This is a genomic window from Micromonospora sp. LHW51205 (genome assembly GCF_003315815.1).
In the GTDB taxonomy this organism is placed as follows: domain Bacteria; phylum Actinomycetota; class Actinomycetes; order Mycobacteriales; family Micromonosporaceae; genus Micromonospora; species Micromonospora chalcea.
Genome location: NZ_QMEZ01000001.1, coordinates 454,303 through 466,538, shown reverse-complemented (window position 1 = coordinate 466,538; position 12,236 = coordinate 454,303). Strand labels below are relative to the sequence as shown.

The 12,236-nt window shown below is 75.0% G+C and carries 10 protein-coding genes; 9 read left to right on the top strand and 1 reads right to left on the bottom strand.

Annotation, left to right across the window (positions count from 1 at the left end; all coding sequences use genetic code 11):
- Positions 1–168 precede the first annotated feature (168 nt).
- From DQE82_RS02060 to DQE82_RS02030, 7 genes are all read left to right on the top strand, one after another.
- The gene (locus DQE82_RS02060; protein WP_069087611.1) at positions 169–1,002 is read left to right on the top strand and encodes a DUF4397 domain-containing protein; all 834 of its coding nucleotides are present in this window, start codon (positions 169–171) and stop codon (positions 1,000–1,002) included.
- Entirely contained in the window at positions 999–1,664 is a 666-nt protein-coding gene (locus DQE82_RS02055; RefSeq protein WP_064446976.1) for a class F sortase, read from the top strand. The genes DQE82_RS02060 and DQE82_RS02055 overlap by 4 nt, the downstream gene beginning before the upstream one ends.
- 98 nt (positions 1,665–1,762) lie before the next feature.
- Positions 1,763–2,938, top strand: a complete 1,176-nt coding sequence (locus DQE82_RS02050) for a cysteine desulfurase family protein (RefSeq protein ID WP_113971863.1) — start codon at positions 1,763–1,765, stop codon at positions 2,936–2,938.
- Between the two features lie 37 nt (positions 2,939–2,975).
- Positions 2,976–4,052: a tRNA 2-thiouridine(34) synthase MnmA gene (gene mnmA / locus DQE82_RS02045; RefSeq protein ID WP_069087612.1), complete on the top strand. Its 1,077-nt coding sequence runs from the start codon at positions 2,976–2,978 to the stop codon at positions 4,050–4,052.
- 30 nt (positions 4,053–4,082) lie between these two features.
- The gene (locus DQE82_RS02040; protein WP_113971862.1) at positions 4,083–5,087 is read left to right on the top strand and encodes a methionine synthase; all 1,005 of its coding nucleotides are present in this window, start codon (positions 4,083–4,085) and stop codon (positions 5,085–5,087) included.
- Positions 5,088–5,123: 36 nt separating this feature from the next.
- On the top strand, positions 5,124–5,492 hold the full coding sequence (locus tag DQE82_RS02035) for a VOC family protein (RefSeq protein ID WP_199495910.1): 369 nt from the start codon (positions 5,124–5,126) through the stop codon (positions 5,490–5,492).
- A gap of 26 nt (positions 5,493–5,518) precedes the next feature.
- On the top strand, positions 5,519–6,553 hold the full coding sequence (locus DQE82_RS02030) for an ADP-ribosylglycohydrolase family protein (protein ID WP_043326052.1): 1,035 nt from the start codon (positions 5,519–5,521) through the stop codon (positions 6,551–6,553).
- A gap of 19 nt (positions 6,554–6,572) precedes the next feature.
- Here DQE82_RS02030 and DQE82_RS02025 read toward each other — a convergent pair whose 3' ends face one another.
- Positions 6,573–7,118: a type II toxin-antitoxin system PemK/MazF family toxin gene (locus tag DQE82_RS02025; protein ID WP_113971860.1), complete on the bottom strand. Its 546-nt coding sequence runs from the start codon at positions 7,116–7,118 to the stop codon at positions 6,573–6,575.
- A gap of 179 nt (positions 7,119–7,297) precedes the next feature.
- Here DQE82_RS02025 and ligA point away from each other — a divergent pair, with 179 nt between their 5' ends.
- Both ligA and DQE82_RS02015 read left to right on the top strand, forming a co-directional pair.
- Positions 7,298–9,451, top strand: a complete 2,154-nt coding sequence (ligA, locus tag DQE82_RS02020) for an NAD-dependent DNA ligase LigA (RefSeq protein ID WP_083296931.1) — start codon at positions 7,298–7,300, stop codon at positions 9,449–9,451.
- Positions 9,452–9,603: 152 nt separating this feature from the next.
- The gene (locus DQE82_RS02015) at positions 9,604–12,183 is read left to right on the top strand and encodes a bifunctional diguanylate cyclase/phosphodiesterase (protein WP_113971859.1); all 2,580 of its coding nucleotides are present in this window, start codon (positions 9,604–9,606) and stop codon (positions 12,181–12,183) included.
- The last annotated feature ends 53 nt before the right edge of the window (positions 12,184–12,236 follow it).

Sequence of the window (12,236 nt, the reverse complement as noted above, 5' to 3'; positions counted from 1 at the left end):
CCGCCACGACCCTCGTCACCTCTCCTTCGTCGCCGGAGGCTCCGGCGGATGCGCCCGGAGACGGGAAAAAGAAATCGGATCCGGGCGCATCCGGGGGCCACGGAGCCGGCGTAACCCGTTCTGCAAGCCAGGCCTGACGAATCAGCATGAACTACCAGGAGGCAGACAATGCAGTACGCGATGTTCCGTCGGGTCGCCGCGGGCGGCGCGGTGGCCGCCCTCACCTTCGCCGGCGTCGGCGCCGCCACCATGAGCCCGGCCTACGCCGCCTCGTCGAAGGTCTCCGTGGTCCACGGCATTCCGGACACCCCGGTCGACGTGTACGTCAACGGCGAGAAGACGCTTAACAACTTCAAGCCGGGCGACGTGGCCGGCCCGCTCACCCTGCCCGAGGGGGAGTACGACATCGCCCTGACCAAGCCCGGCGAGGCGATCGACAAGGCGATCCTGAAGGTGGACGACGCCGCGGTGCCGGGCGGGGCGAACATCAGCCTCGCCGCGCACCTGAGCGCCGACGGCAACCCGCAGATCACGCCGTTCGTCAACGACGTGTCCAAGGTGGGCGCCGGCAAGGCCCGGCTGATCGTCCGGCACACCGCGGCCGCCCCGGCCGTCGACGTGCGGGCCGGCGGCAAGCCGGTCTTCGAGGATCTGACCAACCCGAAGGAGGCCAAGGCGGACGTGGCCGCCGGCTCGGTGAAGGCGGACGTGGTGCTCGCCGGCACCGACACCGTCGCCATCGGCCCGGCCGACCTGAACCTCAAGGAGGGCACCGCCACCATCGTCTACGCGATCGGCTCGGCCGAGGCGAAGAACCTGAGCGTGGTCGCCCAGACCATCACCGGCCTGCACTCGGCTCCGGGCGGCGTGCCCAGCGGCACCGGCGGCCAGGCCGGCACTGGCGTGGACACCTGGTGGTACGTCCTGGCCGGGGCCGGCGTGCTGCTCCTGGTCGGCGGCGGTGCGCGGGTGGCGGCAACCGCCCGGGCCGGTCGCCGGTGACGGTGCGCAACCGCGGGGCGCTGGCGGCGATGGCCGCCGGCGCCGCCGCGCTCACCCTGGCGGGCGTGGTGGCGTGCGGATCCGAGCCCGCCGAGGACGTCGGCGGCGACGAGGTGACGGCCCTGGCCAGTGCCACTCCCACGCCGGCCCCGGCGGCGACCGGCGGCGGTTCGGTTCCGGTGAACCCGGGCACGCTGCCCGCCGGCAGTGAGATCGTGCCGCCGGTGAAGCTCAGCATCCCGCCGATCCGGGTCACCGCCACCGTCAATCCGGTGGGCGTCAACGAGCGCACCGACGAGTTCGAGGTCCCGCCCAGCGTGGACCAGGTCGGCTGGTACCGCTACGGCCCGGGCCTGGAGGCCGACGCCGGCTCGGTGGTGATCGCCGGGCACGTGGACAGCGCCGAGCAGGGCAAGGGCGCGTTCTTCCGGCTGCGCGAGCTGGGCCAGGGCGACAAGCTCACCGCCACCGGCGCGGACGGACGCGAGCGCTCCTACCGGGTGGTGGCCCGGGAGGAGTACCGGAAGTCGAAGATCCCGCTGGAGCGGTACTTCGCGCGCGACGGCAAGCCCCGGCTCACGCTGATCACCTGCGGCGGGCCGTTCGACGCGAAGACCCGCAGCTACCGGGACAACATCGTGGTCACGGCGGTTCCCGCGTGATTGCGGCCGTTCGGTCGTGAGCGGGCCGGACCGCCCCGGGTGGGACGGGGCGGTCCGGCCCCCGGCCGCGGGTTCGCAGGCCGTTAGGCTGAACGGTGATGGCATACCTTGATCATGCGGCGACGACCCCGATGCTGGACGAGGCACTCGAGGCGTACGTCGCGACCGCCCGCGAGGTGGGGAACGCGTCGTCGCTGCACGCGGCGGGCCGCCGTGCCCGGCGGCGGGTGGAGGAGTCCCGCGAGCGGGTGGCCGCCGCGCTCGGTGCCCGGCCCTCCGAGGTGATCTTCACCGGTGGCGGGACGGAGAGCGACAACCTCGCCGTGAAGGGCGTGTTCTGGGCCCGTCGCGCGGCCCGGGCCGACCGGGTCCGGGTGGTCTCCAGCTCGATCGAGCACCACGCCGTACTGGACGCGGTGGACTGGCTGGTCGAGCACGAGGGCGCCCAGGCCGGTCTCCTTCCGGTCGACGCGGTCGGCCGGCTCGACCCGGAGCGGTTGCGCGCCGAGCTGGCCGAGCACGGCGAGCGCGTCGCGGTGGTCACCGCCATGTGGGCGAACAACGAGGTGGGCACCGTCCAGCCGGTCGCCGAGCTGGCCGCTGTCGCCGCCGAGCACGGGGTGCCGTTCCACACCGACGCCATCCAGGCGGTCGGGCAGGTGCCTGTCGACTTCGCCGCCAGCGGCGTGTCCGCGCTCACCGTGACCGGGCACAAGCTCGGCGGGCCGACCGGCGTGGGCGCGCTGCTGCTGGCCCGCGACGTGGCCGCCACCCCGCTGCTGCACGGCGGCGGCCAGGAGCGCGACGTCCGCTCCGGCACGCTGGACACCGCCGGCATCGTCGCGTTCGCGGTCGCCGTCGAGGCCGCGGTGAAGGGCCAGCAGGAGTACGCGGCCCGCGTCGCCGCGCTCCGCGACGAACTGGTCGAGCGGGTCCGGCAGGCGGTCCCCGAGGTGATCTTCAACGGGGACCCGGCCGACCGGCTCCCCGGCAACGCGCACTTCTCCTTCCCCGGCTGCGAGGGGGACGCGCTGCTGCTGCTCCTGGACGCCCAGGGCATCGCCTGCTCCACCGGGTCGGCCTGCTCGGCCGGGGTGGCCCAGCCCTCGCACGTGCTGCTGGCCATGGGCGCGGACGACGACCGGGCCCGGTCCTCGCTGCGCTTCACGCTCGGGCACACCAGCACCGGCGCGGACGTGGACGCGCTGATCGCCGCGCTGCCCGCCGCTGTGGAGCGGGCCCGCCGCGCGGCCGCCCTCCGTACGCCCCGCTGACCCGGATACGCTCGGTGAGGACGAGGGGAGTGGGCCGGTGAGGGTTCTGGCGGCGATGTCGGGCGGGGTGGACTCCGCCGTCGCGGCGGCGCGGGCGGTGGAGGCCGGGCACGACGTGACGGGCGTGCACCTGGCACTGGCCCGCAACCCGCAGACCTACCGCACCGGGGCCCGGGGCTGCTGCACGCTGGAGGACTCCCGGGACGCCCGGCGCGCCGCCGACGTGCTCGGCATCCCGTTCTACGTGTGGGACATGGCCGACCGGTTCCACGACGACGTGGTGGACGACTTCGTGGCCGAGTACGCCGCCGGGCGTACCCCGAATCCCTGCCTGCGCTGCAACGAGAAGATCAAGTTCGCGGCGGTGCTGGACCGGGCCGTGGCCCTGGGCTTCGACGCCGTGGTGACCGGCCACCACGCCCGGCTCGGCGCGGACGGCCTGCTGCGGCGCAGCGTCGACGCGGCCAAGGACCAGTCGTACGTGCTGGCGGTGCTGAGCCGCGCGCAGCTCGACCGGTCGATCTTCCCGCTCGGCGACTCGACCAAGGCCGAGGTGCGCGCGGAGGCCGCCCGGCGCGGTCTCGCGGTGGCCGACAAGCCGGACTCGCACGACATCTGCTTCATCGCCGACGGCGACACCCGCGGCTTCCTCGCCGAGCGGCTCGGTGAGGCGCCCGGCCAGGTGGTGGACGCGCTCACCGGCGCGGTGGTGGGCAGCCACAGCGGCGCCTACCAGTACACCGTCGGGCAGCGGCGCGGCCTGCACCTCGACCGCCCGGCGCCGGACGGCCGGCCCCGCTACGTGCTGTCCATCACCCCGACCACCAACACGGTGACGGTCGGCCCGGCCGAGGCGCTGGAGGTCTCCGACGTACGCGCGACCCGCCCGGTGTGGACCGGCGGGCCGCGCCCGGACGGGCCGGTCGAGTGCGAGGTGCAGCTGCGGGCGCACGGCGACGTGGTGCCGGCCGCCGTCGAGGTGGACGCCGACGGCCTGCGCGCGTCGTTGCGCCGCCCGGTCCGGGGTGTCGCCGCCGGCCAGGCGATCGTGGCCTACCGGCCGGACCCGGCCGGAGACGTGGTCCTCGGCTCCGCCACCATCACCGCCGCCTGACCTCGCATCGGCAGCGGATAGGCTGCGGCCGTGACTGAGCAGGCGTGGCCCTGGCCCACCGGAGCGGCGACCGGCATCGGGTCGCTGCCCGGCACCGACATCGCCGAGGCGCAGCGGATCGTGCTCGGCGAGCTGCCCACCCTGCCGCACCTGCCCGAGCTGCCCGCCCGGGGACCGGGTGCGGACCTCGTCGGCCGCACCGCCGGCCTGCTCGTCGAACTGCCCGTCGAGCTGTACGCGGCCCGCTGGCGGATCGCCCCGCGCCCCGGCCGTGACCTGCGCCGCGCCCGCGACCTGATGGAACGCGACCTGGACCAGCTCGCCGAGCAGGCCGAGGAGTACGCCGGCCCGGTAAAGGTCCAGGCCGCCGGCCCGTTCACCCTGGCCGCCGCGCTGGAGCTGCCAATCGGCGGCCGGATGCTGCGCGACCCGGGCGCGGTACGCGACCTCGCCGGCTCGCTCGGCGAAGGGTTGCGCGGGCACGTCGAGGCGGTCGCCCGGCGGCTGCCCCGCGCCTCGGTGCTGCTCCAGCTCGACGAGCCGTCCCTGCCGACCGTGCTGGCCGGGCGGGTGCCCACGGAGAGCGGCTTCGGCACCCACCGCCCGGTGGAGACCGAGGTAGCGCGGGGACTGCTGCACGACGTGATCGACGCGGCGGGCGTACCGGCTCTGGTGCACTGCTGCGCGCCGGACGTACCGCTGGAGCTGATCCGCTCGGCCGGTGCGGTGGGCGTCGCGCTCGACCTGTCGCTGGTCACCGACCTCGACCCGCTCGGCGAGGCGATCGACGCCGGGCTCGGGCTGCTGGCCGGCGCCGCGCCGACGCTGCCACCGGCCTCCGGCCGGGCGCCGACGTCGGCCCAGGTCGCCGACCGGGTGCGGCGGGTCTGGGACCAGCTCGGCTTCCCCCGCCGCCGGCTGGCCGAGCAGGTGGTGGTCACTCCCGCGTGCGGCCTGGCCGGCGCCACCCCGGCGTACGCCCGCGCGGTGCTCACCGCCTGCCGTGACGCGGGCCGGCGGCTGGCCGAGGACTGACGTTTTCCGTCGTACCCGCCGGGCACGATGACCGGCATGATTGGACGACTGCGTTCCACAGTGATCGACTGCCCCGATCCGCGCGCGCTCGCCGCCTTCTACTCCGAGCTGCTCGGCCTGCCCGTGGTGGAGGAGAACTCCGACGGCGACGAGTGGGTGGTGCTCGGCGGGCCACCCGGGCACCAGCCGCGGGTGGCCTTCCAGCGGGCGCCGGGCCTGCGCACCCCCGACTGGCCCGACCCGGCCCAGCCGCAGCAGTTCCACCTCGACGTGAGCGTCGACGACATCGAGGCGGCCGAGAAGGCGGCGCTGGCGCTGGGCGCACGGCGGCTACCCGGCGAGGGGGAGGGCTTCCGGGTCTACGCCGACCCGGTCGGCCACCCGTTCTGCCTCTGCTGGGACTGATCTTCCCGGGCTTGCGCGGCGGAGGCATGATCGCCACCGTGACCGCCTCCACCGCCACCGGCCGCGTCGCCGGCTCGCTGTTCGGCCTGGCCTACGGCGACGCCCTGGGCAAGCCGACCGAGTTCCTCACCGTCACCGAGATCGTCCGGCGCTACGGCCCGGGCGGTCCGCGCGAGCTGACCGGCGACCCGGCCCTGGTCACCGACGACACGCAGATGGCGCTCGCAGTGGCGTGGGCGCTGCACGAGGCGCCCGCGTACACGGCCGAGGCGGTGGAGCCGCTGCTGCGGCAGCGCTTCGTCGACTGGTCGGTCAGCCCGGAGAACAACCGCGCGCCCGGCATGACCTGCCTGCGGGCCTGCGCCGAGCTGGCCCGGGGCGCCCGCTGGCAGGAGGCCACAGTCGCCGGCTCGAAGGGCTGCGGCGCGAACATGCGCGTCACCCCGGTCGGGCTGCTCGACGTCGACCTCGACACCATGGCCGGGCTGGCCCAGCTCCAGGCCGGGCTCACCCACGGCCACCCGACCGGGCTGGCGGCGAGCGAGCTGACCGCGTACGCGGTCCGGCTGCTGCGCGACGGCGCGGCGCTGCCCGAGCTGCCCGGCCTGCTCACCGAGCGGGCGCGGGAGCAGCGCACCGTCTACCGGGAGGACTGGCTGGGCGACCTGTGGCAGCGGCCCGGCGAGAGCGACGCGGCCGGGTTCGTCGCCCGCGGCTGGGACGACTGCCTGCGGGTGCTCGACCGGCTGGAGGCGGCACTCGCCCGTCCCGACGACGGAGGCGACCCGTGCCGGTTCACCGGCGAGGGTTGGATCGCCGAGGAGGCGCTCGCGACCGCGCTGCTCTGCGCGTTGCGTCACGCGGACGACCCGGTCGGCGCGCTGGCCCGGGGCGCCACCACGGCCGGTGACTCGGACTCCATCGCCGCGCTGGCCGGCGCGTTCGCCGGTGCCGCGTACGGCATGGCCGCCTGGCCGGCCGGGTGGGCCGACCGGATCGAGTACGCCGGTCAGCTCGCCGCGCTCGCCGACGCGCTCGACGCAGGGGCGTCGCAGCGCTGAGGTCCGGAGGCCGCCGGGGTCAGCCGGTGAGGTGGTTCAGGCGGCGCACACCCCGCCACAGGTCCGGGTCGCACGTGCCGGCCCGGTCGGCGAACGCGGTGAGCGGCACCGGGATGGGCTCGCTGATGTCCAGGTAGCTGTCGTGGTCGGCGTCCGGGTCCCAGCTCCGGGTCGGGATCGGCAGGTGGTCGTCCCGGTCCGACTTGTCCTGACTGGTGATCTTCAGGACCTCGGCGTCCCCGCCGTCGACCCGCAGCACCAGGCAGGGCCGCACCTTGGAGCCGGTCCCGTCGGCGTAGGGCACGTCCGCCCACCAGATCTCCCCGGGCCGGGGCTCGTCCCGGTCCGTCCGCCCGGCGCCGCGCGGCCGTGGCGGCGCCCCGCCCCGGTCACCCCGTGCGCCGGCGCCGGTCCGGCCACCGCGCCCGGAGCCCGGCCGTCGCCCGTCGGCCCGGCCGCGCGCCCCGGCGGAACGGTCGGCCGACCGGCGACGCCACTCGTTCCAGAGCCAGCCGGCCGCGACGCAGGCCACGATCACCAGCGCCCAGAGAACCCCGTCGCGCATCAGTACCCGCCTTCCGACCGTTCCCGCACAGCGCCGCCGAGGCGATGGTCGCACGCCCGGGGCCGGACCGCGCGGAGGCGTGACGCGCGCCGGTTCGCCCTGCTCGTGCGGGTGGCCGGACTGTTGTCACAGCCGACCGCTACGGTTCTCGGGTAGCGCGAGCACGGGAGGCGACAGCGGTGTCCGAAGGCGGCGGCGTGTCCGAAGAAGCGGTTCCCACTGCGGCCGACGCGGCCCAGGAGGCGGCGGCGGGGGCCGAGCCGACCCCGGCGGCCCGGGAGCGGCACGCCACGCTCAGTCAGGAGCTGACCGAACACCAGTACCGCTACTACGTGCTGGACGCGCCGACGATCACCGACGCGGAGTTCGACGCGCAGCTGCGGGAGCTGGAGGCGCTGGAGGCGGAATACCCGGCGCTGCGCACCCCCGACTCGCCCACCCAGCGCGTCGGCGGCACCTTCTCCACCGACTTCACGCCGGTCGCCCACGCCGAGCGGATGCTCTCGCTCGACAACGCCTTCGCCGACGAGGAGCTGGCCGCCTGGGCCGAGCGGGTCGAGCGCGACGCCGGCGGCCCGGTGCCCTACCTGTGCGAGCTGAAGGTCGACGGGCTGGCCATCAACCTGACCTACTCCAAGGGCCGGCTGGTGCGCGCCGCCACCCGGGGCGACGGCCGCACCGGCGAGGACGTCACCGCGAACGTGCGCAGCATCAAGGGCGTGCCGGCCCGGCTGACCCCGGCCGACGACTTCCCCGACGTGCCGGATCTGATCGAGGTGCGCGGCGAGATCTACTTCCCGGTGGCCGCGTTCGCCGACCTCAACGCGAGCCTGGTCGAGCAGGGCAAGGCGCCGTTCGCCAACCCGCGCAACGCCGCCGCCGGCAGCCTGCGCCAGAAGGACCCGCGGGTCACCGCCTCCCGCCCGCTGCGCCTGGTGGTGCACGGCATCGGCGCCCGCACCGGCTTCCGGCCGGCGGCGCAGTCCGAGTCGTACGCCGCGCTCAAGGCGTGGGGGCTGCCCACCAGCGACCGCTGGCGGGTGGTGGACGACCTCGCCGGCGTCGCTGACTACATCGCCTACTACGGCAAGCACCGGCACGACGTCGAGCACGAGATCGACGGCGTGGTGGTCAAGGTCGATCCGGTCTCCATCCAGGGCCGCCTCGGCTCGACCAGCCGGGCCCCCCGCTGGGCGATCGCCTTCAAATACCCGCCGGAGGAGGTGAACACGAAGCTGCTCGATATCGACGTCAACGTCGGGCGCACCGGCCGGGTCACCCCGTTCGCCGTCCTGGAACCGGTCCGGGTCGCCGGCTCCACGGTCGCGCTGGCCACGCTGCACAACGCCCGCGAGGTCGAGCGCAAGGGCGTGCTCATCGGCGACACGGTGGTGCTGCGCAAGGCCGGCGACGTGATCCCCGAGGTGCTCGGCCCGGTGGTCGAGCTGCGCCCGGCCGACGCCCGTCCGTTCGTCATGCCGACCACCTGCCCGGCCTGCGGCACGCCGCTCGCGCCGGCCAAGGAGAGCGACGTCGACATCCGCTGCCCCAACGGGCGCGCCTGCCCCGGGCAGATCCGCGAACGGGTGTTCTACCTGGCCAGCCGCAAGGTGCTCGACATCGAGGTGCTCGGCGAGAAGGGCGCGGCGGCGCTGCTGGACGCGCAGATCATCACCAACGAGGGCGACCTGTTCCAGCTCGACGCCGAGCAGTTGAGCCGGTCACCGTTCTTCGTCAACAAGGACGGCAGCCTGGGCAGCAACGCGGTCAAGCTGCTCGACAACCTGGCCGAGGCCAAGGAACGCGACCTGTGGCGCGTGCTGGTGGCACTGTCCATCCGGCACGTCGGCCCGACCGCCGCCCAGGCGCTCGCCCGGCACTTCCGGTCGGTCGACGCCATCGAGGCCGCCGGCGAGGAGGAGCTGTCCTCGGTGGATGGCGTCGGCCCGACCATCGCCGCGAGCGTCAAGGAGTGGTTCGCCGTCGACTGGCACCGCGACATCGTGCGCAAGTGGGCCGAGGCGGGCGTACGGATGGCCGAGGAGGCCGCCGACGAGGGGCCACGACCGCTCGACGGCGTCACCGTCGTGGTCACCGGCACGCTCAGCGGGTTCAGCCGCGACCAGGCCGCCGAGGCGATCCAGGTCAGGGGCGGCAAGGTGACCGGCTCGGTCTCCAAGAAGACGGGGTTCGTGGTGGTCGGCGACAACCCGGGTTCCAAGGCCGACAAGGCGGCCACCCTGAAACTGCCGATCCTCGACGAGGACGGCTTCCGGGTGCTGCTGGACTCCGGCCCGGACGCGGCCCGCGAGGTGGCCCGGGTGGAGGACTGACGGGCTGGTCACGGCGATCGTCCGCGGATACCAAGTTAATTACGACTCCGACCGATTCGTGACTGTCGTGTCGGGGAAACCGCCTCGGAGGGCGTTTCATTGGCGTACGGCGCGTGACGGCGCGCGCCACGACGTTGCCCCCGGGAGGTGCGATGGAGACCGGCGACCCGCGTAACTCCGTCCCGCCCGGGCGGAGCGGGCCGTTCTTCGGCTTCGTCGGCGCGGTCGGCGTGGTGGCCGTACTTGTCTCGGCCGGGCCGCTGATCGCGCTCGCCGACCGGTTGACCGAGCTGCCGGCCGCGTTCTGGACCATGGCGGCGCTCGCCGTCGCCTGCGACGCCCGCCCGTTCGTGCCGCCCGGGCGGCGGCAGACCTCGGCCGTGTTCCCGTCGACCTGCTTCACCTTCGCCATCCTGCTCGGCTGGGGCTTCGGCCCGGCGGTGGCGGTCCAGGCGGTGGCCGTCGCGGTGAGCGGCTGGCGGCTCGGGTACGCGCCCTGGCGTACCGGCTTCAACGCCGCGCAGTACGCGTGCGCGCTCGCCGCCGCGTACGCGGTCAGCCGGCTCGGTCCGGGCGAGCTGTTCGGTGACGGCCGGCTGCACTGGACCGACGTGGCGGCGGTGGGCGGCGCGACGCTCGCCTGGTTCGTGGTCAACTACGGGCTGGTCAGCTCGGCCGTGCGGCTGCGGTTCGGCGACCGGTGGTGGCCCAGCGTGCGCAGCGGGCTGGCGTACGAGCTGCTGTCCACCGGTTCGCTGCTGCTGCTCGCGCCGGTGCTGGTGGCCGCCGCCCGGGCCAGCGCGGCGCTGATCCCGCTGGTGCTGGTGCCGCTGTTCGCCGTCTACCGGATGGCCCGGCTGTCCGAGGAACGGGAACAGCTCGCCGACGTGGACCCGCTCACCGGGCTGCCCAACCGCAAGGCGCTGCTCACCGAGGTGGCCGAGCAGGTGCACCTGCACGGCGAGCGGGCCGCCCGGGGCGCGCCGGACGCGCACCTGGCGCTGCTGCTGCTCGACCTCGACCGGTTCAAGCACGTCAACGACGCGCTCGGGCACGCGGTGGGGGACCGTCTGCTGGTCGAGGTGAGCGCCCGGCTGATGGGCGTGGTCGGCGCCGGTGACATGGTGGCGCGACTGGGCGGTGACGAGTTCGCCATAGTCGTACCCCGGCTCACCGACATCGACCAGGCCCGCGAGCGGGCCGACCGGGTGGTCGCCGCGCTTGCCGAGCCGGTGCCGCTGGACGGGTTGCCGCTGGACGTGGGCGGTTCGATCGGCATCGCGCTCTACCCGGACCACGGCGAGGACTTCGCCACGCTGATGCGCCACGCCGACGTGGCCATGTACGACGCGAAGCATCGCAACGACACGGTGGCGGTGTACGCGCCGGAGTCCGACCACAACTCGGCCGAGCGGCTGAGCCTCCTGGCCGACCTGCGCCGGGTGCTGGAGTCGGGCCCGTCCGCGCAGGGCGGGGAGACGGTGGGCGTACGCGGGGGTGACGGCGCGGCACTGACGCCGGCGCTGTCGGCGCCGCGACCGGCCCGGGCCGAGCGGCCGTCGCGCAACCAGCGCCCGGCGCGCGACGACGGCCGGGGCGGCGGACGCTCCGGCGACGGGCCGAACCGGTGGCTGCGGCGTCGTCGGGACCGCGCCGGGGAACGGCACGACGATGACCTGATCGAGCGGATCCTCACCGGCGCCGACCCGATCCGCAGCCGGGCCGCGCGCGCCGGCGCGGCCGGAGCGGTGGTGGCGACGCCAGTGGTCGGTGGCGGGGACGCCGACGCGGCGGAGACCGGCACCGGGCGCGACACGGAGGCCGCGCACGAGACCGACACCGGGCACGACGCGCAGGCCGCGGTGAGCACCGGCGCGCCCGGCGTCATCGGGCCGACCGCCGACGGGAGCGCCGAGCCGGAGGACCAGTCCGGGCACCCGGGCGAGATCACCATGTACTACCAGCCGCAGATCGCGATCGCGACCGGCGAGGTGGTGGGCGTCGAGGCGCTGCTGCGGTGGCGGCACCCGCGCCGGGGCATGGTCGATCCGGGCGAGCTGATCCAGGTCGCCGAGCAGAGCGCGGTGATGCGACTGCTCACCCGCCGCGTGGTGGACGACGTGGTGGAGCAGCTGGCCAAGTGGTCGGCGGCCGGGCTCACGCTGCGGGCCGCGCTCAACGTCAGCGTCCGTGACCTGCACACCGGCGAGATCGCCGACCAGATCGCCGACCGGCTGGCCCGGTACGGGGTGCCGCCGCAGCGGCTCCAGGTGGAGATCACCGAGGGCGCGCTGATGGCCGACCCCCGGCGGGTGCTCGCCAGCATCACCCAGTTGCACCGCATCGGCGTCGGCATCGCGCTGGACGACTTCGGCACCGGCTACTCGTCGCTGCAACACCTGCGCCGGCTGCCGCTGTCCGAGGTGAAGGTGGACCGCTCGTTCGTCCTCGGGATGGCCGACGACCCGGACGACGCGGCGATCGTCCGGTCGATGATCGAGCTGGCCGGCGCGCTCGGGCTGCGGGTGGTGGCCGAGGGCGTGGAGGACGAGCGCACCTGGCGGCTGCTGCACGCCGCCGGATGCGACGTGGCGCAGGGTTGGTTCCACGCCCGGCCGATGCCGGCCGAGGACCTGGTGGCCTGGTTGTCGCGCTACCGTCCGGTGCGCCCGGTGGAGGCCGGGAGCCGCAGCGGGGCGGCGCCGGAGGGGGAGGCGAAGGCGTCGTCGTGACGGCGGGACAATAGACTCGCTCCGGTCACCGCGCGTCATCCCGTACGCGCGGC